Annotated in this window: 25 protein-coding genes and 1 pseudogene; 15 read left to right on the top strand and 11 right to left on the bottom strand. The window is 68.3% G+C overall.

Annotation, left to right across the window (positions count from 1 at the left end):
• The first annotated feature begins 19 nt into the window (after positions 1 to 19).
• On the top strand, positions 20 to 574 hold the full coding sequence (locus ACQY68_RS01910) for a YbjN domain-containing protein (protein WP_428151333.1): 555 nt from the start codon (positions 20 to 22) through the stop codon (positions 572 to 574).
• Between the two features lie 93 nt (positions 575 to 667).
• On the opposite strand, the gene mdh is transcribed toward ACQY68_RS01910, so the two are convergent.
• The gene (gene mdh, locus ACQY68_RS01905; RefSeq protein ID WP_428151331.1) at positions 668 to 1,630 is read right to left on the bottom strand and encodes a malate dehydrogenase; all 963 of its coding nucleotides are present in this window, start codon (positions 1,628 to 1,630) and stop codon (positions 668 to 670) included.
• A 153-nt stretch (positions 1,631 to 1,783) separates the two neighbouring features.
• Between mdh and ACQY68_RS01900 the strand changes: the two genes are divergently transcribed.
• Together ACQY68_RS01900 and ACQY68_RS01895 are read left to right on the top strand one after the other, a co-directional pair.
• Positions 1,784 to 2,674, top strand: a complete 891-nt coding sequence (locus tag ACQY68_RS01900) for an SIMPL domain-containing protein (RefSeq protein WP_428151330.1) — start codon at positions 1,784 to 1,786, stop codon at positions 2,672 to 2,674.
• Positions 2,674 to 3,090, top strand: a complete 417-nt coding sequence (locus ACQY68_RS01895; RefSeq protein WP_428151329.1) for an HIT domain-containing protein — start codon at positions 2,674 to 2,676, stop codon at positions 3,088 to 3,090. Before ACQY68_RS01900 ends, ACQY68_RS01895 begins: the two co-directional genes overlap by 1 nt.
• Positions 3,091 to 3,110: 20 nt before the next feature.
• On the opposite strand, the gene ACQY68_RS01890 is transcribed toward ACQY68_RS01895, so the two are convergent.
• Positions 3,111 to 3,680, bottom strand: a complete 570-nt coding sequence (locus ACQY68_RS01890; protein ID WP_428151328.1) for a hypothetical protein — start codon at positions 3,678 to 3,680, stop codon at positions 3,111 to 3,113.
• Between the two features lie 212 nt (positions 3,681 to 3,892).
• Here ACQY68_RS01890 and sdhC point away from each other — a divergent pair, with 212 nt between their 5' ends.
• From sdhC to ACQY68_RS01850, 8 genes are read left to right on the top strand one after another with little or no spacing between them, the layout of a single operon-like run.
• Positions 3,893 to 4,348: a succinate dehydrogenase, cytochrome b556 subunit gene (gene sdhC / locus ACQY68_RS01885; protein WP_428151327.1), complete on the top strand. Its 456-nt coding sequence runs from the start codon at positions 3,893 to 3,895 to the stop codon at positions 4,346 to 4,348.
• The gene (gene sdhD, locus ACQY68_RS01880; protein WP_428151326.1) at positions 4,345 to 4,749 is read left to right on the top strand and encodes a succinate dehydrogenase, hydrophobic membrane anchor protein; all 405 of its coding nucleotides are present in this window, start codon (positions 4,345 to 4,347) and stop codon (positions 4,747 to 4,749) included. Before sdhC ends, sdhD begins: the two co-directional genes overlap by 4 nt.
• 1 nt (position 4,750) lies before the next feature.
• Positions 4,751 to 6,535 carry a succinate dehydrogenase flavoprotein subunit gene (gene sdhA, locus ACQY68_RS01875; RefSeq protein ID WP_428151325.1) on the top strand — a complete coding sequence of 595 codons (1,785 nt, stop codon included), beginning with the start codon at positions 4,751 to 4,753 and terminating at the stop codon, positions 6,533 to 6,535.
• 1 nt (position 6,536) lies between these two features.
• Positions 6,537 to 7,334 (top strand): succinate dehydrogenase iron-sulfur subunit, encoded by a 798-nt coding sequence (locus ACQY68_RS01870; protein WP_428151324.1) that lies wholly within the window; start codon positions 6,537 to 6,539, stop codon positions 7,332 to 7,334.
• Positions 7,335 to 7,344: 10 nt separating this feature from the next.
• Positions 7,345 to 7,683: a gamma-glutamylcyclotransferase family protein gene (locus ACQY68_RS01865; RefSeq protein WP_428151323.1), complete on the top strand. Its 339-nt coding sequence runs from the start codon at positions 7,345 to 7,347 to the stop codon at positions 7,681 to 7,683.
• 57 nt (positions 7,684 to 7,740) lie between these two features.
• Entirely contained in the window at positions 7,741 to 8,061 is a 321-nt protein-coding gene (locus tag ACQY68_RS01860; RefSeq protein WP_428151322.1) for a 2Fe-2S iron-sulfur cluster-binding protein, read from the top strand.
• A gap of 2 nt (positions 8,062 to 8,063) precedes the next feature.
• Complete coding sequence (locus ACQY68_RS01855; protein WP_428151321.1) at positions 8,064 to 8,864, top strand: kinase; 801 nt, start codon at positions 8,064 to 8,066, stop codon at positions 8,862 to 8,864.
• 24 nt (positions 8,865 to 8,888) lie between these two features.
• A complete protein-coding gene (locus ACQY68_RS01850; protein ID WP_428151320.1) occupies positions 8,889 to 9,221 on the top strand; it encodes a PilZ domain-containing protein in 333 nt (110 codons plus the stop codon).
• A gap of 6 nt (positions 9,222 to 9,227) precedes the next feature.
• Here ACQY68_RS01850 and ACQY68_RS01845 read toward each other — a convergent pair whose 3' ends face one another.
• Positions 9,228 to 10,082, bottom strand: a complete 855-nt coding sequence (locus tag ACQY68_RS01845; protein ID WP_428151319.1) for an HAD family hydrolase — start codon at positions 10,080 to 10,082, stop codon at positions 9,228 to 9,230.
• 105 nt (positions 10,083 to 10,187) lie between these two features.
• Positions 10,188 to 12,560 (bottom strand): ATP-binding protein, encoded by a 2,373-nt coding sequence (locus ACQY68_RS01840; protein WP_428151318.1) that lies wholly within the window; start codon positions 12,558 to 12,560, stop codon positions 10,188 to 10,190.
• Positions 12,561 to 12,765: 205 nt separating this feature from the next.
• On the opposite strand from ACQY68_RS01840, the gene ACQY68_RS01835 reads away from it, so the two are divergent.
• Entirely contained in the window at positions 12,766 to 13,167 is a 402-nt protein-coding gene (locus ACQY68_RS01835; RefSeq protein WP_428151317.1) for a metallopeptidase family protein, read from the top strand.
• A 57-nt stretch (positions 13,168 to 13,224) separates the two neighbouring features.
• Here ACQY68_RS01835 and ACQY68_RS01830 read toward each other — a convergent pair.
• The 6 genes and pseudogenes from ACQY68_RS01830 to ACQY68_RS01805 all read right to left on the bottom strand — a co-directional run bounded on the left by ACQY68_RS01830 (position 13,225) and on the right by ACQY68_RS01805 (position 19,989).
• Positions 13,225 to 13,583 (bottom strand): annotated as a pseudogene (locus ACQY68_RS01830) (DUF559 domain-containing protein).
• Between the two features lie 87 nt (positions 13,584 to 13,670).
• Positions 13,671 to 14,504 (bottom strand): Ku protein, encoded by an 834-nt coding sequence (locus ACQY68_RS01825; RefSeq protein WP_428151316.1) that lies wholly within the window; start codon positions 14,502 to 14,504, stop codon positions 13,671 to 13,673.
• Between the two features lie 58 nt (positions 14,505 to 14,562).
• Positions 14,563 to 14,790 (bottom strand): DUF3072 domain-containing protein, encoded by a 228-nt coding sequence (locus tag ACQY68_RS01820; protein ID WP_428151315.1) that lies wholly within the window; start codon positions 14,788 to 14,790, stop codon positions 14,563 to 14,565.
• Between the two features lie 189 nt (positions 14,791 to 14,979).
• Positions 14,980 to 17,820, bottom strand: a complete 2,841-nt coding sequence (locus tag ACQY68_RS01815) for a M16 family metallopeptidase (protein WP_428151314.1) — start codon at positions 17,818 to 17,820, stop codon at positions 14,980 to 14,982.
• A gap of 107 nt (positions 17,821 to 17,927) precedes the next feature.
• Entirely contained in the window at positions 17,928 to 19,247 is a 1,320-nt protein-coding gene (locus ACQY68_RS01810; protein ID WP_428151313.1) for a terminase large subunit domain-containing protein, read from the bottom strand.
• A 205-nt stretch (positions 19,248 to 19,452) separates the two neighbouring features.
• Positions 19,453 to 19,989 carry a hypothetical protein gene (locus ACQY68_RS01805; protein ID WP_428151312.1) on the bottom strand — a complete coding sequence of 179 codons (537 nt, stop codon included), beginning with the start codon at positions 19,987 to 19,989 and terminating at the stop codon, positions 19,453 to 19,455.
• A gap of 429 nt (positions 19,990 to 20,418) precedes the next feature.
• Here ACQY68_RS01805 and ACQY68_RS01800 point away from each other — a divergent pair, with 429 nt between their 5' ends.
• Positions 20,419 to 21,162, top strand: a complete 744-nt coding sequence (locus ACQY68_RS01800) for a hypothetical protein (RefSeq protein ID WP_428151311.1) — start codon at positions 20,419 to 20,421, stop codon at positions 21,160 to 21,162.
• A 22-nt stretch (positions 21,163 to 21,184) separates the two neighbouring features.
• On the opposite strand, the gene ACQY68_RS01795 is transcribed toward ACQY68_RS01800, so the two are convergent.
• Positions 21,185 to 21,490, bottom strand: coding sequence for a hypothetical protein (locus tag ACQY68_RS01795; protein ID WP_428151310.1), 306 nt, complete (start codon positions 21,488 to 21,490; stop codon positions 21,185 to 21,187).
• A 245-nt stretch (positions 21,491 to 21,735) separates the two neighbouring features.
• Between ACQY68_RS01795 and ACQY68_RS01790 the strand changes: the two genes are divergently transcribed.
• Positions 21,736 to 22,197, top strand: a complete 462-nt coding sequence (locus tag ACQY68_RS01790; protein WP_428151309.1) for a helix-turn-helix domain-containing protein — start codon at positions 21,736 to 21,738, stop codon at positions 22,195 to 22,197.
• A 3-nt stretch (positions 22,198 to 22,200) separates the two neighbouring features.
• Complete coding sequence (locus ACQY68_RS01785) at positions 22,201 to 22,791, top strand: PIN domain-containing protein (protein ID WP_428151308.1); 591 nt, start codon at positions 22,201 to 22,203, stop codon at positions 22,789 to 22,791.
• The last annotated feature ends 50 nt before the right edge of the window (positions 22,792 to 22,841 follow it).

Raw genomic sequence — 22,841 nt, 5'->3', positions numbered from 1 at the left:
CATCACACGGAACACGACCATGAAATCCATCGCCCTCGCCGCCGCCCTGATGGCGCTCGCCGTCCCGGCCTTCGCCCAGACCGCGCCCGCCGCACCGGCGACCCCCGCGCCTCAGACCGCCGCGCCCGCGCGCTGGAGCGGCCTGACGGTGGCGGAGGTCACCGGCCGCCTGACCGCCGCCGGCCTGACCGTCGCCCCGCCCCAGACCAACAACGACCGGGTCTATCTGCGCGTCGAGGACGGCCCCCTGCGCTGGGTCATGACCCTGTTCTCCTGCACCAACGGCAGCTGCCCCGACGTCCAGTTCACGGCCGTCTTCTCGGGCGCCAACGCCACGCCGGACATCGTCTCGCGCTGGAACGGCGGCCGCCGCTTCGTGAAGGCCTTCCATGCCGCGCCCGAGACCGAGGGCGGCGACCCCCAGGCCGTGGCCCAGTACGACGTCCTCCTCAGCCAGGGCGCCGGCCCCCAGCAGCTCGACGACCCCATCCAGGTCTGGCGCAGCCTCGCCGTCGACCTCGGCCGCACGGTCGCGACGGAACAGCCGGCGGCCGCGACACCTCCGGCCCAGTAATCCAACAAAAGAGAAGGGCCGCGGATCGCTCCGCGGCCCTTCTCGACTCTTGCGCTCAAGCAGCGAGCGACCGCGTCGCGAGCGGTAGCGCCCCTAGGCGAGAGAAGGCTCCAGATCCTTGCAGGACTGGATCAGGCCCTGCACCGACGCGACCGACTTGGCGAACATCGCCTTCTCGTCTTCGTTGGTGGTGAACTCGACGATCTTTTCGACGCCGCCGGCGCCAAGGAGGGCCGGCACGCCGACGTAGAGGTCGGACAGGCCGTATTCGCCCGACAGCCAGACGGCGCAGGGCAGGACGCGCTTCTGGTCCAGCAGGTAGGACTTGGCCATGGCGATGGCGCTCTCGGCCGGGGCGTAGAAGGCCGAACCGGTCTTCAGCAGGGCCACGATCTCGCCGCCGCCCTTGCGGGTGCGGGTGACGATGGCGTCCAGATCGGCCTGCGACAGGAAGCCGGCCGCGACGGCGTCGGGCAGGGGCAGGCCGCCGATGGTCGAGTGGCGCACCATCGGCACCATGTCGTCGCCGTGACCGCCCAGGGTCCAGGCGTGGATGTCCTGCACCGAGACGCCGGTCTTTTCCGACAGGAAGTAGGCGAAGCGCGCCGAGTCCAGCACGCCGGCCATGCCGACGACCTTCTCGTGCGGCAGGCCCGAGAACTTCTGCAGGGCCCAGACCATCGCGTCGAGCGGGTTGGTGATGCAGATGACGAAGGCGTTCGGGGCGTGGGCCTTGATGCCCTCGCCGACGGCCTTCATGACCTTCAGGTTGATGGAGACCAGATCGTCGCGGCTCATGCCGTCCTTGCGGGGCACGCCGGCGGTGACGATGCAGACGTCGGCGCCCGCGATGTCGGCATAGGCGTTGGCGCCCTTCAGCGAGACCGACGAACCGAACACGGCGGTGGCCTCGGCGATGTCGAGCGCCTTGCCCTGGGGCGTGCCCTCGGCGATGTCGAACAGGATCACGTCGCCCAAGGCTTCGCGCGCGGCCACGTGGGCCAGGGTGCCGCCGATCATACCGGCGCCGATGAGGGCGATCTTCGCGCGAGCCATGGGAGTCTCCATTCCTGTTGGCCTATCGCGCTGAGCGCTACTTGAGGCCGGGTGTTGTTGCAGTGCGATGTCAGAAATCGTCGGCGGGCGGTCTAGACCCGGCGGGGCGGGGCTGCAAGGCTTCGGATCAGGCAACAAAACGGAGTTCCCACCATGCGTCCCGTCCTCGCCGCCCTTCTGCTTTCCGCCGCGCTCGCGTCGCCCGCTCTGGCCCAGACGCCCCCCGCCACCATCGGCCAGCAATACGTCCCCGCCCCCTGGTGGATGCGCGATCCGGTCATCGCCTCGATCGGCTATGTCCGGGTCGAGCTTCAGGCCAACCGCGCCGGCTTCTCGGCCACCTTCCAGGTCGTGGACCGCAGCGTCGCCGAAGCCTCGCGCAAGGCCGCCGACCAGGTCCGCGCCCTGAGCCAGACCCTGGCCGCCTATGGCGTCGAGACCGTCCGCGTCGAGACCAGCCTGACGACCCAGCCCTTGTACGACCAGTACCGCGACGAGAACGGGATCATGCGCGACAACACCCGCGCCGACCGCATCGAACGCTATCAAGCCCAGGCCACCGTCAGCCTCAATGTCCGAGACGTGCGCCAGCTGGAGCGGATCTACGCCACCGTCGTCGCCTCCCAGCCCAACTCGATCGGCCAGGTCTATTTCAGCCTCGAGCCCGACAATGTCGCCAAGTCCAACCTCGCCCGCGAAGCCGTCCGCGACGCCGCCAACCGCGCCCGCTCGGCCGCCGAGAGCGCCGGAGCCACCCTCGGCTCGGTCCGGGTCATCGATCCCACCGGCCGCGCCTGCCAGACCGATGTCCTCGCCGGCTGGCCCTCCTACGGCTCGGGCGCGTCGCAGGCGACCACGGTCTCGGAGGACGTCGTCGTCACGGGCAGCCGCATGAGCCGCGCCGAAATGGCCCCGCCGCCGCCGCCGGCCCCCATCGCCGGCGGCGCCCCCAGCGAGGCCCAGATCGAGGCCGCGCGACTGGCGCTTCAGCCGCCGCTTCAGGTCCTGACCGATCAGGCCTGCGTGGTCTACGGACTCGACTAGTGGCGCTGTTCACCGTCGATCCGGCCTTCACGGCCGGGTCCGTCTTCGCCGCCGACTGGCCCCTGTGTCATGTCCGGCTGCAGGACGACGCCCGCTTCCCGTGGCTGATCCTGATCCCGCGCGTCGCGGGCGCGACGGAGCTCGAGCATCTGTCGGTCTCCGACCGCACGACCCTGATGGAAGAGACCATCCGCGCCGGCGCGATCGTCCGCGCCCTCGCCGAGGCGGCGGGCCGGCCGATCGACAAGCTCAACGTCGCCGCCCTCGGCAACGTCACGGCCCAGCTGCATGTTCACGTGGTCGGTCGCCGCCGCGACGACAGCGTCTGGCCCGATCCGGTCTGGGGTCGGGGTTCGGCCCTGGCCTTTGATCCGGCCGCGAGAGCGCGCGCCCTCGATCTGATCGATCTCGGCTAGGGGTCCGGAACGGGGCGGGCTCAGCGAACCAGCGTAACCGCCCGCTCGCGTTCGCCCTGGGTCAGCGTCCCCGTCCACCCGTCGCCGGACGGCGAGAGCGACAGCCGCCCGCCGTCCAGATCCAGCACCAGAGACCCGGCCGACCGTTCCGCCCCCGTCAGCGGACCGACCTCGGCCTGGGCGTCCGCCGTGCGATAGGCGCCTTCCAGCGGCTTCGATTGGCCCTGGTCCATCAGCGACAGGGTCATCAGCGTCCGGCCTTCGCCGTCCTTCAGATGCCAGCGTCCGTCCAGCGGCCCCATCCGGGCGTCCATGGCGCGCTCGGCATTCTCGACCCCGGCGTCATAGGCGTTGTCCGCCCGCGACGGCGCATGTTCGTAGCTGCGCCGGTAGGCCTCGACCGAAACCGGGGCTGTGATGACGCGAAGCGTGCGGTCGCCCCCGCCGTCGCCTTCTTCGGTCACACGGCCGAAATTCGAGGGCGGCTCGAACGGCCGGACCACCGGCGCCTGATAGACCTGGGCCGTATAGGCGACGGGCGCCGACTGCATCGGCGAAACGGCGAGCGAAATCAGTGCGAAGACCAGCATGGCGGCGAGAGTGTCGTCTCGCGGCGGTCATGGCTAGGGCTTACCTGCAACACGCGAAATTGTGATCGGTTCCCCATGCGGCGTGAACGGCAGCGTCTCCGGGCTGTTTTGCACTGCACCCTCGCGTTGACACTGCCCCGCGACGGTTCGTAAAGCCTCTTGCAATCGCGCCTGACGCCTTGATCCGTCTCAGCTTTTTGAGAACCATTCGCATGTCGAACTCCCCCGGCAATGCGGCCGACGACCACACCGGTCGTTCCGTCGTTCAGCCCAACGGCCGTCCCCGTCCCCTGTCGCCGCATTTGCAGACCTGGCGGTGGCACATCACCATGACGGCCTCGATCGCCTTCCGCGTCACCATCGGCGCGGCCAGTGTCGGCGCGATCTTCGTGGTCGCCTGGATGGCCGCCGCCGCTTTCGGCCCGGACGCCTACGCGGCCTTCCTCGGCCTCGCCGCCTCGCCGCTCGGTCTGTTCGTCGGCTTCGGCCTGACGGTGATCCTGATCTCGCTGCTGCTGAACGGCGCCCGGCACCTGATCAACGACACGGGCCGCGCCCTGACGATCAAGCCCGCCGACCTGCTGTCCTCGATCGCCGTCTACGCGCCGATCCCGCTGGCGGTCCTCTTCTGGGTCGCCCTGTTCGCCACCGGGAGGGTTTCGCTGTGAGCGCTTCGGTCCAGTTCAAGAACGGCGTAAAGGTCTCCGAGCGCCACGGCGCCGGCGAATGGACGCTGGAAAAGATCCTTCTGGCCCTGATGATGCCGCTGGGCGTCTGGCTGCTGTCGACGGCCTTCACCCTGGCGGGCGCCGAATACGACGTCGTCCTGCAATGGTTCGCCAACCGGCTGAACGCGGGCCTGCTGATCGTCACGGCCCTGGTCTTCTTCGGCTTCTCCAGCCTGGCCTGGAAGGTGATCGTCGAGGACTACGTCCACAAGTCGGGCTCCAAGGCCCTGTTGCTGGGCCTTTTGAACCTGATCTTCCTCGCGCTGGCCGCCGCCAGCGTCTTCTTCATCGTGCGGCTGGCGCTGGGTTCGGCGCCGCTCCCCGCCGGTTTCGGGATCTGAGATGGCTGACTATCAAATCGTCGATCACGAATACGACGTCGTCGTCGTCGGCGCCGGCGGCTCGGGCCTCCGCGCCGCCCTCGGCGCCGCCCAGCAGGGCCTCAAGGTCGCCTGCGTCACCAAGGTCTTTCCGACCCGCTCCCACACCGTGGCGGCCCAAGGCGGCATCTCCGCCTCGCTCGGCAACATGGGCGAGGATTCGTGGAAGTGGCACATGTACGACACCGTCAAGGGGTCGGACTGGCTGGGCGACCAGGACGCCATCGAATACCTGGTCCGCGAGGCCCCCAAGGCCGTCTACGAGCTCGAACACTGGGGCGTGCCGTTCAGCCGCACCGACGAGGGCAAGATCTACCAGCGCGCCTTCGGCGGCATGACGAAGAACTACGGCGAGGGCCCGGTCCAGCGCACCTGCGCCGCCGCCGACCGCACCGGTCACGCCATCCTTCACACCCTCTACGGCCAGTCGGTCCGACGTGAGGTCGAGTTCTTCATCGAGTATTTCGCCCTCGACCTGATCATGCAGGATGGCGCCTGCACCGGCGTCACGGCCTGGAAGCTCGACGACGGCACGATCCACCAGTTCCGCGCCAAGCTCGTCATCCTGGCGACCGGCGGCTACGGCCGCGCCTATTTCTCGGCTACCTCGGCCCACACCTGCACCGGCGACGGCAATGCCATGGTGTTGCGCGCCGGCCTGCCGCTGCAGGACATGGAGTTCGTCCAGTTCCACCCGACCGGTATCTACGGCTCGGGCTGTCTGATCACCGAGGGCGCACGCGGCGAGGGCGGATACCTCACCAACTCCGAAGGCGAGCGGTTCATGGAACGCTACGCCCCCTCGGCCAAGGACCTGGCCTCGCGCGACGTCGTCTCGCGCTCCATGACGATGGAAATCCGTGAGGGCCGCGGCGTGGGTCCGAAGAAGGACCACATCTTCCTCCACCTCGACCATCTGGATCCGAAGATCCTGCACCAGCGCCTGCCGGGCATTTCCGAGAGCGCCAAGATCTTCGCCGGCGTCGACGTGACCAAGGAGCCGATCCCGGTCATCCCGACCGTCCACTACAATATGGGCGGCATCCCCACCAACTATCACGGCGAGGTCCTGACCAAGGTCGGCGATAACGCCGACACCGTGGTGCCCGGCCTGATGGCCGTCGGCGAGGCGGCCTGCGTCTCGGTCCACGGCGCCAACCGTCTGGGCTCGAACTCCCTGACCGATCTGGTCGTCTTCGGCCGCGCCGCCGGGCTTCGCGCGGGCGAGGTGGTCGACAAGGCCGCCCCGGTCCCGGCCGCCCCGGCCTCGGCCACCGCCGAACATCTGGCGCGTCTCGATCGCTTCCGTTTCGCTGACGGCTCCCAGTCGACGGCGAAACTGCGCAACGAGATGCAGCACGCCATGCAGTCCGACGCCGCCGTCTTCCGCACCGGCGAGACCCTGGCCGAGGGCGTGACCAAGCTGCGCGACATCGCCGCCCGCTCGGCCGACATCAAGACCACCGATCGCGGCATGATCTGGAATACGGATCTGGTCGAGGCGCTGGAGTACGACAACCTGATCAACCAGGCGCTCGTCACCATCGAGGGCGCGGCCAACCGCAAGGAAAGCCGGGGCGCCCACGCCCGCGAGGACTTCCCCGACCGTCACGACGACGAATGGATGAAGCACACCCTGGCCTGGAAGAAACCCGGCGAGGGCGTCGCGATCGATTACCGACCCGTGCACACCTACACGATGTCCAGCGACATCGAGTACATCAAGCCCAAGGCGAGGGTTTACTGAGATGGTTCAACTCACCCTCCCGCGCGGCTCGAAGCCGACGGCCGGCAAGGTCCACAAGGCCGCTCCCGGCGCGAAGAACGTCAAGACCTACAAGGTCTATCGCTACGACCCCAACGTCGACGCCGACCCCTCGTGGGACGTCTACGAGGTCTCGGCCGACGACCACGGCCCGATGCTGCTGGACGCCCTGATCCACATCAAGAACGAGATCGACCCAACCCTGTCGTTCCGGCGCTCGTGCCGCGAGGGCATCTGCGGCTCCTGCTCGATGAACATCGACGGTCGCAACACCCTGGCCTGCACCAAGGGCTGGGACGAATGCTCGTCCTCGACCATCGCCATCGGCCCCCTGCCGCACCAGGCCGTGGTCAAGGACCTCGTCACCGATCTGACCCTGTTCTACGCCCAGTACGACTCGATCAAGCCGTACCTCCAGTCCGACGATCCGGACCCCACCACCGAGCGTCTGCAGTCGCCGGAAGACCGCGCGAAGCTCGACGGACTGTACGAGTGCATCCTGTGCGCCTGCTGCTCGACCTCCTGCCCAAGCTACTGGTGGAACCAGGAAGAATACCTCGGCCCGGCGGCGCTGCTGCAGTCCTACCGCTGGATCTCGGACAGCCGCGACGACAAGACCCAGGAGCGGCTCGACGACCTCGAGGACCCGTTCAAACTCTATCGCTGCCACACGATCATGAATTGCGCCCAGGTCTGCCCCAAGGGCCTGAACCCGGCCAAGGCCATTGCCGAGACCAAGAAGCTGATGATCGCCCCCGGCCGCAAGAAGCAGGCGGCCTAGGACGTACGCAGTGGCGGAGGTCCTCCTCTTCTCCTACGGCACGCTTCAGGACCCGGCGGTCCAGCAGGCCAATTTCGGGCGTCTCCTCACCGGGACGCCCGACAGCCTCACCGGCTTCGTCCTCGGCGAGATCGAGATCACCGACCCCGAGGTCATCGCCGAAAGCGGCCTGACCCACCACCGGATCCTTCACCCCAGCGGCGACCCGGCGGACGTCATCCCCGGCATGGTCTTCCGCCTCACCGAAGACGAACTCGCCGCCGCCGACCTCTACGAGGCCGAGGACTACAAACGCGTCCTCGTCACCCTCGCCTCGGGCCTCGAGGCCTGGGTCTACGTCGCCGCCTGACCCACCCTGCGCCGGGCGATCTTGCCCGCGCCGAAACAAGCCCCTAATCCCGGTTCCATGCCCAAGGTCACCTATATCGAGCACGACGGCCGCGAACATGCCGTGGAGGTCAAGTCCGGCCTCTCCGTCATGGAGGGGGCGATCCGCAACAATGTCCCGGGCATCGACGCCGACTGCGGCGGCGCCTGCGCCTGCGCCACCTGCCACGTCTATGTCGACGAGGCCTGGCGCGAGGCGACCGGCAAGCCCAGCGCCATGGAGGAGTCCATGCTCGACTTCGCCGAAGAGGTCGAACCGAACTCCCGCCTGTCGTGCCAGATCCGCGTCTCCGACGCCCTCGACGGCCTGATCGTCTGCCTGCCCGCCAACCAGCACTGACCATGGTCGATCCGCGGCTGATCCAGGCCGTGGACGACCTGATCCGCCGCCACGCGCGGCCGGACCACATCCCCCTGATCGCCATCGCGGGCGCGCAGGGGTCCGGCAAGAGCACCCTCGCGGCCGAGGCGGCGAAACGCCTGTCCTGCGCGACCCTGTCCCTCGACGACGTCTATCTGACGAAGGCCGAACGCGCCGACCTCGCCGCCCGCGTCCATCCCCTGTTCGCCGTCAGAGGTCCGCCCGGCACGCACGACCTAGCCCTGCTGGACGAGACCCTGACATGCCTGCGTACCGCCGGACCCGACGAACGCACCCCGCTGCCCGCCTTCGACAAACTCGCCGACGACCGCCGCCCCGAGGCGGACTGGCCGGTCTTCACGGGCCGTCCCCGCGCCATCCTGCTCGAAGGCTGGTGCCTCGGCGCGACGCCCGAGGATCAGGCCGCCCTCACCACTCCGGCCAACGCTCTCGAACGCGACGAGGACCCGGACGGTCTCTGGCGGCAGGAAGTCAACCATGCACTGGGGGCCGACTACGCCCGCCTGTTCGCGACCTTCGACGCCCTGCTGTTCCTCAAGGCTCCGGATTTCGACCGCGTCCTCGACTGGCGCGCCGAACAGGAGGCGACACTGACGGGCGCCGCCGTCCCCGAGGCCCGCCGCGCCGAGCTGGCCCGCTTCATCCAGTCGTTCGAGCGCATCACCCGCCACATGCTGGCCGGCGGCGTCAGGGCGGACCTCGTCGCCGAACTGGACGAAAGCCGCATCGTGCGGCGCATCCATGAAAACGGTGGCGCCTGACGCCCTCGTCGCGCGTTGATCAGCGTGGCCCTGACCCGACCCATCGACCGCCGCCTCCAGCCCCGCTCGCCGTCGAACGCGCGCGCCATCCTCGTCGCGCCCGGGCTCGAGATCGCCTGCGTGGTCACCGACACCTCGGCCGGCGGCCTGAAAATCCGCACCGAGCGTCAGACCGCCTTGCCGCCCAGGCTCACGGTCGTCGACGTCGCCGCCGGTCTGGCCATCGAGGCCGATCTCGCCTGGCGCAAGGGCGTGGACGCCGGTCTCACGCTGAAAGGCCAGGCGCCCCTGCGCGGCCTCGTCCCCTCCCGCCTGCTCCCGGCCCGCGAGGCGTGGGTGAGGGCCGGTGGGCGCTGACGCCTCCTAATCAATGGCCGGCATGGTCCCCGCGTTGATCGCGATCCGCCCGATCAGCCCCTTCACGATCAGGTCCAGAGGCTGGCCCTCGCGATAGTCGGCAGCGGCGACGAAGTTCACCCTGTCCTCGGAGATCAGCGAATAGATTTTCTTCTGGTCCTTCTCGGAGTTCCGGGGATCGTAGACGGCGATCGAGAAGCCACCCTTGGTGTGCATCATCTTCATCGTCGGCACATCGGTGTCGCCGTCGCCGAGGAAGATCATCCGCTCGAACGGGATGGCCCGGTCCTCGTCGGCGGTGAACCGGTTGATCCGCTCGTGGTCCCAGTGGTTCAGGACCCCCTTGTTGATGCGGAACAGATACTGGGTCTTGGTCGTGTAGTTGACCCCCACCGCCGGCCAGATCGCCACCCCATGGTCGTCATAGGCGAACTTGGATGCGAACACGTGGTGGAAGGCGTCGCGGATCGGACAGCCGTCGATCATCTCCTCGAGGCCCGCCGAGATGATGTAGTGCTCGATCTCCAGCCCGTATTTCGCGCCGATCGCATCGATCCGCTCGAACCAGCCGGTGCCGGTCAGGTCCGACTTCAGCCCGTCGAACAGCTTCACGTCCTGTCCGTGCTCGGCCAGCAGCTTTTTGGTGATCGGCTGGTCGCTGTGCCGCGCCCGCTGCAGCATAAGCTGCATGTACATCAGGATGTTGTCGCCATCGGCCGACTTGGTCAGCCGGTCCGCCTCGCCCCAGAAGTCGCCGATCCCCATCCCCACCGAGGGAATGAAGGTGACCTCCTGCATATTCCCCCGCGCCAGGGTCCCGTCGAAATCGTAGATCAGGGCGGTCTTGAGCAGCTCGGCCATGCTGGCCTCCTGGGAGTAGGGCTTAGGTCTTAGGGCTTAGGGAGTCACGGGGAGCCGCTCAAGCCGTGGTCTTCCTTCTAAGCCCTAAGACCTACTCACCAAGCCCTAACCCAGCGCCAACTCCGGCGCCGCCGCCCCGCTGTCCGCCTCCAGCGGCAGGTGCAGGATGAAGGCGGCCCCCTTGCCGGGCTCGCTTTCCACCTCGGCCCAGCCGCCGTGCAGCTCGACCAGCGCCTTGACCAGGGCCAGGCCCACGCCCGGTCCGCCCCGCTCGCGCTTCACGAACCGGTCGAAGACGTGCGCCTGCAGGTGATAGGGGATGCCCCGGCCCGTATCCTCGACCCGGATGCGCAGTTCCGACCCGTTGGCCTCGGCGCGAAGCGATACCGCCCCGCCCTCCGACACCGAGCGCCCGGCATTGTCCAGCAGATGGTCGACCGCCTGGGCCAGCCTTCGCGCATCGGCCCGGATGGCCGGCAGGTTGGCGGCGGCCACGGCCTTCAGGGTCGCGCCGCGGCCCTCGATCCGGGGCCGGTGCTTCTCGACGGCGGCGGCGAACAGGTCGCGCACCCGCACGTCGCCGAGCGACAGCTCCATCTCGCCCGCATCGATCTGGGCCATGTCCAGAACGTCGTCGATCGAGCCCGTCAGCTGGGCCGCCGCGACCCGGATCGCCCCCGCGTGCTGGCGGCTGCGCTCGGGCAGGTCGCCCATCGTCTCCAGCAGTTCGGAATAGCCGACGATGGTCGTCAGCGGGGTGCGCAGCTCGTAGCTGACCGAACCCACGAACTCCCGCTTCAGCGCCTGACTTTCCTTCAGCGCCGCCTCGCGCTGGGCCAAGGCCTGTTCCAGCTCGCGCCGCGCCGTGACGTCGGAGAAGGCCACCAGGGTCGCGCCGTCGGGCAGGGGCCGTGTCTGCCAGGCGGCGGTCCGTCCGTCGGTCGTCCGCCCCTCGCCCGAGATCGGCACCCGGCTCTCGGGGTCGGGGTCGGCGACCCGCGCCTTGAGCCCCAGCCACAGGGCGGCGTCGGGCAGGGCCGCCTTGCACAGCTCGGCGATGGCGTCGAAGTCGCCCGCCTCTTCCAGACGCTCGGTCGACAGGCCCCAGAACCGCTCGAAGGCCTCGTTGTGCAGCCGCAGCCGCCCGTCCGAGCCGAACACGGCGACCGCGTCGTTGAGCTTGTCCAGCGTCGCCGTCTGCACCTGCAGCTGGGCGTTGAACCGGCTGCGCAGGCTCAGTTCGCCCGTGATGTCCGAGAACAGCAGCAGGATGCCGCCCAGCGGATGCGGCTGGCGCACGACCCGCAGCGTCCGCCCGTCGGGCAGGGACCAGCTGTCGTCGGCGGCCGCCTCGGTCGCCTCGTAGAACTCGAGCTCGCGCGCCTTCCAGCCCGCATAGTCGATGACCTCGGGCAGCATCCGGCGTTGACGCAGCCGGTCCAGCAGCTCGGCGTGGGTCGGCCGCTCGTTCAGCCAGGCGGGATCGAGATTGAACAGCACCTGGAAGGCGATGTTGTGGAAGGCCAGTTTCTTCGACGGCCCGAAGATGGCCACCGCATCGGCCAGATGGTTCAGCGTCTCGTCATGGGCCGTCACGTGACGGCGCAGGGTGTCGCGCGTCTCCTCGGCCTCGGTCATGTCGATGGCGAAGACCAGCACCGGTCCGCCGGCGCCCGCCGCGCCGCCAGAGAACAGGGGCTCGGCCAGGATTTTCCACGCCCGGCGTCGCCCGTCCCCGGCCGTCCAGCGGAAGCCTTCCTGATGCGTCCCGACCCGCCCGGCCTCGGCCGCCAGCTGGTCGGCGCCGCGATCGAAACTGGCCTGGGTCTCTCGGGCCGCCTCGACCGTCGCGCATTTGACCTCGGCCAGCCACGCCTTGTTGGCCCAGACCAGACGCCCGTCGTGATCCACGACCCAGGTCGGTGACGGCGAGGCGTCGGCGATCAACCCGGCCCCGAACCCGTGCTCGCCCGAGCCCTGCTCCACGCCCTGCCTCAAGCCTTGCAAGGCCGCCTGCGACACGGTCCGCGCCGCGGGCGACACCCTCAGCCAGGCGATGCCGTTCACCGCGCCGCCCTCGATCTTCCAGTCGTCGCCGTCGTGCGCCTCGAACGGCGTCCCCTCGGCCAGGAGGGCGTCGATCGCCTCGGGCAGGCCTGCGTGCAGGGCCTCGGCCAGGGCCGCCCCCGGTGGCCCCTGAACGTCCTTCGCGAACGCCAGCCGCACGGCCTCGATGGTCTCGTCCCGCCCCAGCACCAGCGGCGGCTCGCCCGGAATCAGGCCGAGGCGAACATCGTCGAAGGCGGACAGGGCGCCGTCGTACTGGACCCGGCTCCGGGCCGTCGCGGCGCGTTCGCGGTCAACCATGGATTCGCGCAGGCTCACGGCCCGGCGCAGACGCCACGCCCAGACGCTGATCGACAGGGCCAGCCCCGCCGCTCCCGCCGCCGCCGCAAAGGCGATATCGGCCTCCGCCATACCCGTTCACCCGCTGGATCGAATCGGAACCATAGCCGATGTCGCGGCGAGGGCGAACGGGATGGTTAAGAGGGTGGGACTGGGGACTAGGGACTAGGGACTGGGGAATGGGGTCGGCCTGCGACGCTTCCACGCTGGCGCGGACCACAACGACAGCCTACCTCCTGATCCTAATCCCTAATCCCTAGTCCCTAGTCCCTCACTTATGACCTGGACCACCCAGACCGCCCCCTCCCTCGACGACTTCGCCCGCCTCGCGCGTGAGGCCTTCGACGCCCTGCCCGAGCCGTTCAGGTCGGCGGCGGGCGACGTGGTCATCCGCGTCGACGACTTCGCCGACGCCGAGACCCTGGCCTCGGTCGATCTGGAGGATCCGTTCGACCTCACCGGCCTCTATCACGGCTTCCATGTCGGCGAGCGCGACGCCTTCGGCCCGGCCGCCGAGCCGTCGCGCGTCTTCCTCTATCGCCGCCCGATCCTCGACGAGTGGTGCGAGCGCGGCGACGTCGGCCTCGCCGAGATCATCGCCCACGTCCTGATCCACGAGATCGGCCACCACATGGGCCTCGACGACGACGACATCGACCACATCGAGGCGGAGGACTGACTTCCCTTCTCCCCTTGCGGGAGAAGGTGGCCCGCAGGGCCGGATGAGGGGTATGCGTCAGCCCATGCCGACTCTGACCGCATGGTCGCGAATGGCCTGAAACAGAACTCCCGGACTCTTCAGCACCGCCTCGTTCACGAACCGCATCACCGTCCACCCATTTGCGGTCAGCCAGGCGTCGCGGACGGCGTCGCTTTCCGCCCGCAAGACATGGACGCCGCCATCCAGTTCCACGATCAGCCGGATGGACGGACAGGCGAATCCGCGATGTATGGGCCAAGAGGCAACTGTCGCCGAAACTTCAGGCCTTCCAGCCGACGGTCTCTCAAAAACTTCCAGAAGACGGCCTCGGGCAGGGTCGGATCGCTATGTCCCTTGCGTGCGCTGGCTCTCGTGCGATCCGTCGGCTTGAGCATGATTGGATTTTAACCGGCGATCGTCGGTGTTCCACCCCTCATCCGTCCGCTTCGCGGCCACCTTCTCCCGCAAGGGGAGAAGGGAAGTCAGGCCGCCTTCTTCTTCGCCGGGGCCTTCTTCTTCGCCGCAGGCGTCTTCGCCCCGGTCGCCGACCCCTTCAGACTGTTCCGCAGCGCCGCCATCAGGTCCACGACATTGGTGTCGTCGGGCTCGGGCGCCTCGACCACCCCCTGGCCCTTCTGCTTGGCCTTGATCATGGCCTTCAGGGCCTCGTCGTAGCGGTCCTTGAACCGCGTCGGATCGAAGTCCGCCTCCTTCTGGCCGATGATCCGGGCCGCGATCTCGACCATGTCGGCGTCGGCCTTCTTCGTCGGGATGTCGTCGAAATAGTCGTCGGCGTCGCGCACCTCGTCGTGCGATCGCAACGTCCACGCCACCAGCCCCTTACCCCGCACCTCCAGGGCGATGCGCCGCTCGCGGTTCCTCAGCACCAGCGACCCGATGGCGATCTTGTTCTGCTTGTCCATCGCCTCCCGGATGACGGCGAAGGCCTCGGCCCCCACCCCCTTGTCGGGCACGACATAGAGGGGATCGGCCCAGTAGAGCCGGTCGATGTCGTCGGCGTCGACGAACTGGTCGATGTCGATCGTCCGCGTCGAGTCCAGCTTCACCTTGTCGAAGTCGGCGTTGTCGAACAGGACATACTCGTCCTTCGACACCTCGTATCCCTTGACCAGATCCGACCGCTCGACCGGCCCCGTGTCGGGATCGGTCGCGACCATGCGGATCCGGTTGTTGGTCTTGGGATTGATCAGGTGGAAGCTGACGTCGTTGGTCTTCGTCGTCGCCGTATAGAGCGCCACCGGACAGGTGACGAGCGACAGCTTCAGATGGCCTTGCCAGGTCGGACGCGCGGGCATGGGACGACTCCTCGGGACGGAGTCCAACACCCGGCGCGCCCGTTTGGTTCAGCGCCCGTCAGCCCGGGGCGCTGAGGCGTCCCTTGAGGTCGTCGATCCGCTTGGACGCCTCCGACTTGGACAGGCCCTGTTCGAAGGCCTCCGGCTGCTGGACCTCCTCGGACAGGGTCTTCAGATAGGACGCCTGCGCCCCCGTCATCGGGTCGTCGCCCGAGACCCAGTCGTCAGGGTCCTTCTCGGTATTGGTGGGCGGATTGGGATCGAGCTTGGGATTGACGTCGGACATGGCGAACTCCTGAGACTGAGTTGCCATAATGTTCCCTTCGACGCGGGGTTCCCTCAACGAACTCGACACCTGTGTCGTCCAGGGTCCGATCCCGGATGACGCGAACCCCGGCAGGGCCCCTGCCGCCAGCGAAAAGGGGGACGGCGATCGCTCGCCGTCCCCCTTCCGTCTCGATGGGACTACGTCGCCCTACTGGGCGGCCGGACGCACCTCGACCGGCAGGCCGAGCGCCTCCAGCTGCGGACGGACCACCGCGGCGTCGCCGACCACGACCCAGACGAACTGGTCGGGCTTGATGACCTGACGGGCGGCTTCGTCCATCTGGGCGGCCGTCAGCGCGCGGGTGCGGCTGGCCAGCGTCGCCTGATAGTCGTCGGGACGGCCGTACAGGGCGTTGGAGCGCAGGGCGCCCAGGATCTGGCCCGAGGTCTCGAACCCGCCGGCCAGCGACCGGGTGTTGCCGTTGATCGTCCGCTCCAGTTCGTTCGGCTGGACGCCGTCGGTTTCCAGGAAGCGGTCGTACTGGGCGATCAGGGCCGCAACGGATTCACCCGTGCGGTTGGCCTGGACCGGCGCGTTGACGATGTAGGGGACGCGGTGTTCCAGCGTGTTGACCCGGCCGTTCACCCCATAGGACCAGCCCTTGGTCTCGCGCAGGTCCGAGTTGATCCGCGACAGGAAGTCCGAGCCCAGCGTCACGTTCGCCGCGTTCAGCGCCAGCAGATCATCCGTTCCGGACACCGGCAGGACGGCTCCGCCGTAGATCAGCGACTGCGGCGACTGCGGACGGTCGATCAGGACGATGCGGTTCGTCGGCGTCGGGACGGTCGCGTCGGCGAAGTCCTTGGTCCCCTTCGGCGTCGAGGGCGCGCGCCAGTCGCCGAAGGCGGCTTCCAGCTGCGAGGTCACCTGCGCCAGCGGCAGGTCAGAGACGACGAAGATCGTCGCATTGTCCGGCCGCACCCAGGCGTCGTGCTCGGCGACCAGATCGGCCCGCGTCAGGGCGGTCAGGGTCGCCACATCGCCCGAGCCGGTGAAGGACCGGCCGTAGGGGCTGTCCGCGCCATAGATCAGCGGCGGCAGGGCGCGGGCGGCGATGGCGGCCGGCTGGGTCGCTTCGCTGGCCAGGCCCGACAGACGCGAGGCGCGGATGCGCTCGATTTCCGACGGGGCGAAGGCGGGGTTGCGGACCACGTCCGACAGCAGGGTCAGCGACGGCGCCAGATTGGCGGTCACCGCCGACAGGTCGGCCGAGGTCCGGTCCATCGAGGCCCCGACGTTGACCGAGGCGCCGAGGCGTTCCTCTTCCTCGGCCAGCTGGTTGGCGTCGCGGGTCGTGGTGCCCTCGTCCAGCAGGTCCAGCATCATGGCGTGGGCGCCGAGGCGATCGGCGCGGTCGGCGGCGAAACCGGCGTCGAAGTCGATGCCGACGCGGGTCACCGGCACGGTGTCGACGTGGGCGTAGACCACCTTGATGCCGTTCGACAGGGTGGCGCGCTCGACGGCCGGGAACTCCAGATCCGGCACCTGGCCGATCTCGGGCATGGGCGGGCGGGCGACGCGCTGGATCTCGGCGGCCGGAACCGGGGTCGCGCCCGACGGCGCGGCGGCGGCCTCGGCATAGGCCTCGCGTTCGCCCGGAGCGACGGTCAGGTCATAGACGGGACGGGTCAGCCAGCGCTGCATGACCTCGCGGACCTGGGCCGGAGTGACCGAGGCGTATTCGGCCAGCTCCTTCTTGTAGTGGTCCGGATCGCCCGCATAGAGCTGACCCTCGGCCAGGACGTTGGCCTTGCCGTTGACCTGTTCCAGGCTCTGGATGCGCTGGGACACGTACTGGGTGGCGACGCGGGCGACCTCTTCCTCGGTCGGGCCGGTCCGGATGAAGTCGGCGACGATCGCGTCCAGACGACGGCCCACCTCCGCGGCGTCCACGCCCGGCTTCACGTTCACCGAGATGTCGAAGAAGCCGACGCGGTGGAAGTCCTGCATCGAGGCCGAGACCTGCACGGCCGTCTGCTCGCCGCGGACCAGGAGGTTGTCCAGACGCGAGGACGCCAGACCGCCCAGCACTTCGGCCGCGACCGACAGGGGCACGGCGTCGTCGCTGAGCAGGCCCGGCACGGCCCAGCTGCGCATCAGGCGGGTGGTGGCGACGCGGTCATGCATGACCTGCACGACCGGAGCCGCCAGGGTCGGCACGTCGGCCTCGGCCGGGGTGTTGACCGGGCCGCGCGGGATGGCGCCGAAATACTTCTCCATCAGCGGCCGCGCGGTCGCCTCGTCGATGTCGCCGGACAGGACGACGACGGCGTTGTTCGGGCCGTAGTTCTCGCGGAACCAGTTGCGCACCGTCTCCAGGCTGGCGGCGTCCAGGTCGGCCATCGAGCCGATGGTCGAGTGGCGATACGGGTGGCCTTCGGGGAAGAGGGCTTCCAGACGCGCATACTGGACCAGACCGTAGGGCTGGTTGTCGCCCTGGCGCTTCTCGTTCTGGACCACGCCGCGCTGCAGATCGAGCACCGGCTGGCCGATCTCGCCGAGCAGGTAGCCCATGCGGTCGCTTTCGAGGAACAGGGCCTGTTCCAGCGCCGGCGTCGGGACGGTCTCGAAATAGTTGGTGCGGTCGAACCAGGTCGTGCCGTTCAGGTTCGACGGCCCGAGGTTGCGCATCCGGCCCAGATAGGACCCCGGCGCATTCTCCGACCCGCCGAACATCAGGTGTTCGAACAGGTGGGCGAAGCCGGTCGACCCGGCCGGCTCGTCCTTGGACCCGACATTGTACCAGACCGACACCGCCACCACGGGCGCCTTGCGATCCTCGTGCACGATGACCGTCAGGCCGTTGTCGAGCGTGAACCGCGTCCACGGAATATTGACCTCGGCGACCAGCTCCGACACGGGCGCGGCGGCCAGTTCGGCGGCCTGCGGGCTGGCGGCGGCCATCGGGGCGACCTGGGTCTGGGCCAGAACGGCGGCGGGGGACATCGCGACCAGAAGGGCGGCGAGCGAGACGGAGCGAAGACGCATGTAAGAAACAGTCCTTTTCCTGAAGCGCGAGACATTAACGCCAGACCGCCGGTCCGCAATCGCCCGCGCCCGAACATGGACAAAGAGTCACAAATCCCTCGCCCGCCTCACAGCCTCCACGCCCGCGGCATCACGACCCCGCCCCCGTCGATCAGCAGGTCCGTCACCGCCCAGACCAGCGCATCCGCCCGGTCAGGCGACGCGCCCCCCGCCTCCCCCATCCCCAGCAGCTCCTCCTCCAGCAGCGTCAACTCGCCGACATGGCCCACCCGCCCCTGTTCATACAGGGCCGCCACCGGCTCGGCCCGCGCCCGCTTGCCGACGCGCGCCTGCACCCGCCGCACCCGCTGCGTCACTCCCGCCCCCTTCAGCACCGCCTCGACCATGTCCCCGCCCTGGTTGCCCTCGGCCACGACCCGGACCGGACAGCCCAGCGCCGCCTCCCAGTCCCTCGCCGTCTTCGCGACCCGTGCCGCCCACCCCGCCGGCGACAGCCCCCGCACCGACCGGTCGTCCAGCACCCAGGCCGTCCCCGCCGCCCGCGCGACCACCACGATCCCGCAGGCGTCGCCGCCCTCGCCCGACAGGGTCCCGACCGGCGGATCCACCGCCACCACCGCCCTTTCGTACCCCTCCCGCGCCCCGCCGAGCATCCACGACCGCCCCAGCATCCGCGCCCGCCCCATCTCGACATGGGTGAACAGCGCCCCCTCGGCCTCCAGCACCACCCCGTCCAGCTCCTGCGCCGCCCTTCGCGTCCCGCCGTAGAGCGCCTGCATCGCCTCCAGAAACCCGTCGGCCAGATTCTCCGCATTCGCCCCCGTCGGCGCATGCGTCCGCTCGCAGTCCGCCTCCGCCAACACCCGCCGCAGCACCGGCAAAGGCTTCGGCGTCGTTGTCAGCATCAGGCGCGGAACCCATTCTTGTGGGCTACCGCTCGCGACGCGGTCGCTCGCTGCTTGAGCCGGGTTCTCCTCCCCGTCCCGAAGGGATGGGGAGGTGGCGCGGCCCCCCTTGGGGCCGTGACGGAGGGGGCGAGGCAACGTCTCCGACAAGGGCGCACCCAGCCGCACCCCCAGCCTCAACATCGCCAAGGTTTCCTCCGGCCTCTCCCACGCACAGAACTCATCCCCCCAGGCCGCGTGGAACTGCGGCCCCCTCAGCCGTTCCGGCTCGGCCGCCGACAGCATCACCCCGACCGCCCCGCCCGGAAACACCACCCGCCTCAGCGAGCTCTCCATCCGGGGCGGCGTCCGGAACGGCAGGTTCATCAGCCCGCTCGGCCCCTCGACCATGACCGAGCGCACATCGTGCATCGTCGCCCCCACCAGGGCGATCCGTCCCCCGGCCCCCAGCCGCGCCGCGACATCACTGACCCACTCCGCCCCCGCCCGCGTCTTCCCCGCCCCCCGTCCCCCCAGAAACACCCACGTCCGCCACCCGCCGGCGGGCGGCCGCTGACCTTCGTGTGCGATGCTCTCCCATGCGAAAGCGGCCCGGCCTTCGCGCGTCTCGGCGGCGTCGAGAACACGCGCGATCGTCTCCTCCCTGTCGCGCAGCGATGGGGTCGAGGAACGAGCACCGGAGGCGATCGGACGAGGGGACCGCGAAGCCGTTGAGGGGTTCTTCACCTCAGACACCGGCCTCGCCCAGTTCCCCCAGCTTCTCCAGAATGGCCGCCAGCGCCGCCTCATCCTGCGCGGACGGTCCCCCGATACCGGTCTCCGCCCCGTCTTCCCCCTCCAGCATCCGCGCCAGCTTCAGGAACTCCTGCGCCGCCTTCGGCTCCCCGTTCTCCATCGCCGCGACCGCCTTGGCCTGGGCCGCCCGCACGGCCCGCCCCAGATCGACCTCCGGCACATCCCCCGAGTCCCCCGCTCCCTGGCCGGCCTCCCGGATCGCCGCCTTCACCGCCGCCCGCCGCGTCGCCGCCCTGTCCGCCGCCTCCCGCACGGCCGCCCGCGTCTCCTCCGTCAGGCGCGCCTCGTCCTCCACCGCGTCCCAGGTCGCGTCCGCCTTCAGGGCGATGTCCCTCTTGCGCCAGGCGCCCTTCTTGGCCCGCGCGCCGATGGTCCGCACCGCCGGCCCGTATTTGACCGACAGCCATTCCGCCGTCGCCCCGGCCGAGAACTCGATCTCGATCCGTTTCCAGACCCGTTCCCCGGCCACGAAATACCCGGTCCGATGTCGCTTCTGCCCCTCCGGCCCCGGATCCTCGCTCCGGAGAGAAGTGACCACAGAGCGCCTGAGACGCCCGCTCGTCTGTGATGTGTTTTCCATCCCCGTATTATCAGGGGCCCGCATAGTAAGGCGCACTCGACCGCCTCATTTTCCCGCAAGCCCCTAAAAAGGCGAAGGTCGAGGTGCGGACATTGCGCGCACAGCCGCCCGATACCCATCAGATTGGCGGTGTTGGCGGTTGGCCGCCGGGGGAGATTGCCGTCGGCTGAGCTGAGACCATACGAGAGGACAGACCGCATTGGCTGCTAACTCGACAGGCGCTTATCCAGGAGCGCTCACTTGAAACGACAGCGTTTGTTGATCCATGGTCGGCCATCCGTGAGTGAAATCATTTGTCGGTGGGCCAAGGATTCAGAAATGGAAAATGTGACAGCTAAAGCAACTCTAGCGACCAAAAGGTCAGTCTTTGTGACGACTTTTTCGATGTTAGTTATATCCGCTGCGCTTCAGGCGTGTGGCAGGCATGAATCTTCCGTTCCGTCGACACCCGCACTGCAAGAAAGCAGTCAGACGACGGATCCCAAGCGATTTTATGAAGGCTATTGGTCGGTTCGAGAGTCGCCGATTACGATCATCGCGAAGGGGCTTCCCGGCACTGAGCCTGTTCGCCTCTTCTCCGTTCTGTCAGATGGGTCGGAGAATGCCTCGGGCGAATGGCAGATCGTTAGCGAGCGCGGCGTAACCGTCAGCGTTTCACCTGCCCAATGGGGTACGATTGCGATCGACGGCCGAAGCCTTGAGGTGCAACGGATTGGGGATGGCTACACCTATGGAAAATGGTCGGTGCCGGGCGCCGACATTCCAAACGGCTTTACCACCTACCAATGGGCGGCTTATCCCGGACGGACGTCTGTGATCGCTGACTTCGCCACCCCCAGGGTGATGGTGATCGGAATGGAAAAAGCCGATTGCGGGCAGAATGTGCGGTTTAAGATCACCGTTGATGGCTTGCCCCTGAAAAACAGCAACAACGCCGATATCTTGTTTAGCGTACCCAGCACCGTCCTGACGATCGGTAAGACGGTCAAGGTCAACGTAACGGGCACATGCGCGGGGACGCCAACCCTTCTTCACCGAGGTATTTTGAAAGTCCGGAACTGAGGGCCTGCGAGGCGTCGGTGATTCATTCGGTACTGTAACCTTGTGGAGCGGGTTCCAGCGCCCGCATGGGCGCATCCGCCTCCACGCCCGAGAGCGCCCGCGCCTTCGCGTCCGCCTCTTCCGACGTCATCGGCGGCTTTTCCGCCTTCAAGTCCCGGCGCAGCCAGCCCTCCTTGCCCGCCCGCGCATAGATTTTCCGCTCGGAGCAGCCGTAGTCGGCGGCGATGCTCTTCGCCGTCGCCCCGGCCACATAGAGGGCCTTCATCTCCGCCCACTCATCGGGGTTGTGTCGCCTGTGCGGACGTCGGTTCAGGGGCGCTTCGGTCATGCCCCGCATTGTACGCGCACAGCGACAGGGGGCGCGCCGAATGGCTCTAAATTGAGCCGAGCCTTGATTTGATTGAGGTTCCAGGCCGATCCGTTGATGGGTATCGCCAGATGTTAGTCTCGATCCAGACTAGAAACTCGGCTTGCCGTAACACGCCGACACGGAACGTTAAGCCGCTTCGAATATTTCATTCGTTGCGTTTATTTCGAATAATACATAGATAATCCGACCACTGGAGACCTCACATGACCATGACAGCCTTCGCCGAGAAACTCGGCGACCGGCTGCCGTCCGCCAACGAGAGGGCGGCGGCCAATCAACTGCGCCAGATTCTGGCGGCCCACGCCACCAGCGACACGGACCAACGCCTCCGCGTCCTCGACGATACCGGAAAGCCGGCCGAGATCATCCTCGCCCCGGCCCTGTCCGGCCTACTGATGGACCTGCTGCGCTACATCGGCCAGGGCGACGCCGTGACCCTGGTCCCGGTCAGCCAGATGCTGACGACCCAGCAGGCGGCGGACATTCTGAACGTGTCCCGCCCCTTCCTGGTGTCCCTGCTCGAAAAGGGGGACATCGACCATGTCACCGTCGGGCGGCATCGCCGCGTCAAGGCGGAGAACCTTTTCGCCTACAAGAAGGCGCGCGACGCGAAACGCAGCGACGCCCTGTCCGAACTGGCCGAGCTGGACGCGGAGCATCTGTAGGCCGTGTTCGCCAACCGCTTCACCGCGCTGATCGACGCGTGCGCCCTCGCCGGCGCGCTGAAGCGAAACCTTCTCCTGACCCTGGCGGAGGCGGAGTTCTTCCGCCTCCGTTGGTCGGACCAGATCCTCGATGAAACGGAGGCCGCCATCACGGCCATCCTGACCGGCAAGGGCGTCGAGGATGCGGCAGAGCGCGCCGCGCGCGCCCGCGCGGCCATGGTCGCCGCCTTCGAGGAAGCCTGTGTCGGCGACTTCTCCGGCATGATGGGCGCCGTCGTCGGCCTGCCGGACGATAACGACCGCCACGTCGTGGCCGCCGCGCTCAAGACCAGCGCCTCCATCATCGTCACCGACAATCTGAAGGACTTTCCCGAGCAGGTCCTGACGCCGCTGAACCTTGAGGCGCGAAGTGCCGACGCCTTCATCGCCGACACCATCGCCCTGGACCCCGGCCGAGCCGTCGCCGCCATCCGGCGGATGCGGGAACGATTGAAGAAGCCCGAGAAGACCGCCGAAATCCTGCTGCTGGACATGGAGGCGGCGGGGCTGACGGAGACGGTGGACGTTTTAAAGCCGCATGTGCTGTCGCTGTGAGGCTCCCAGCAGATTGGCAGTGTCAGCGGTGACGCCCGGAACGTTTGCAG

Source organism: Brevundimonas sp. (genome assembly GCF_965278935.1).
Taxonomy (GTDB): domain Bacteria; phylum Pseudomonadota; class Alphaproteobacteria; order Caulobacterales; family Caulobacteraceae; genus Brevundimonas.
Note: the sequence above shows the minus strand (reverse complement) of the source record. Positions and strands in the feature narration are given on the sequence as shown.

Coding starts and splice junctions, on each gene's coding strand:
- ACQY68_RS01910 (WP_428151333.1), top strand. CDS start 20: ATGAAATCCATCGCCCTCGCCGCCGCCCTGATGGCGCTCGCCGTCCCG.
- mdh (WP_428151331.1), bottom strand. CDS start 1,630: ATGGCTCGCGCGAAGATCGCCCTCATCGGCGCCGGTATGATCGGCGGC.
- ACQY68_RS01900 (WP_428151330.1), top strand. CDS start 1,784: ATGCGTCCCGTCCTCGCCGCCCTTCTGCTTTCCGCCGCGCTCGCGTCG.
- ACQY68_RS01890 (WP_428151328.1), bottom strand. CDS start 3,680: ATGCTGGTCTTCGCACTGATTTCGCTCGCCGTTTCGCCGATGCAGTCG.
- sdhC (WP_428151327.1), top strand. CDS start 3,893: ATGTCGAACTCCCCCGGCAATGCGGCCGACGACCACACCGGTCGTTCC.
- sdhA (WP_428151325.1), top strand. CDS start 4,751: ATGGCTGACTATCAAATCGTCGATCACGAATACGACGTCGTCGTCGTC.
- ACQY68_RS01870 (WP_428151324.1), top strand. CDS start 6,537: ATGGTTCAACTCACCCTCCCGCGCGGCTCGAAGCCGACGGCCGGCAAG.
- ACQY68_RS01860 (WP_428151322.1), top strand. CDS start 7,741: ATGCCCAAGGTCACCTATATCGAGCACGACGGCCGCGAACATGCCGTG.
- ACQY68_RS01855 (WP_428151321.1), top strand. CDS start 8,064: ATGGTCGATCCGCGGCTGATCCAGGCCGTGGACGACCTGATCCGCCGC.
- ACQY68_RS01845 (WP_428151319.1), bottom strand. CDS start 10,082: ATGGCCGAGCTGCTCAAGACCGCCCTGATCTACGATTTCGACGGGACC.
- ACQY68_RS01840 (WP_428151318.1), bottom strand. CDS start 12,560: ATGGCGGAGGCCGATATCGCCTTTGCGGCGGCGGCGGGAGCGGCGGGG.
- ACQY68_RS01835 (WP_428151317.1), top strand. CDS start 12,766: ATGACCTGGACCACCCAGACCGCCCCCTCCCTCGACGACTTCGCCCGC.
- ACQY68_RS01825 (WP_428151316.1), bottom strand. CDS start 14,504: ATGCCCGCGCGTCCGACCTGGCAAGGCCATCTGAAGCTGTCGCTCGTC.
- ACQY68_RS01820 (WP_428151315.1), bottom strand. CDS start 14,790: ATGTCCGACGTCAATCCCAAGCTCGATCCCAATCCGCCCACCAATACC.
- ACQY68_RS01815 (WP_428151314.1), bottom strand. CDS start 17,820: ATGCGTCTTCGCTCCGTCTCGCTCGCCGCCCTTCTGGTCGCGATGTCC.
- ACQY68_RS01800 (WP_428151311.1), top strand. CDS start 20,419: ATGGAAAATGTGACAGCTAAAGCAACTCTAGCGACCAAAAGGTCAGTC.
- ACQY68_RS01795 (WP_428151310.1), bottom strand. CDS start 21,490: ATGACCGAAGCGCCCCTGAACCGACGTCCGCACAGGCGACACAACCCC.
- ACQY68_RS01790 (WP_428151309.1), top strand. CDS start 21,736: ATGACCATGACAGCCTTCGCCGAGAAACTCGGCGACCGGCTGCCGTCC.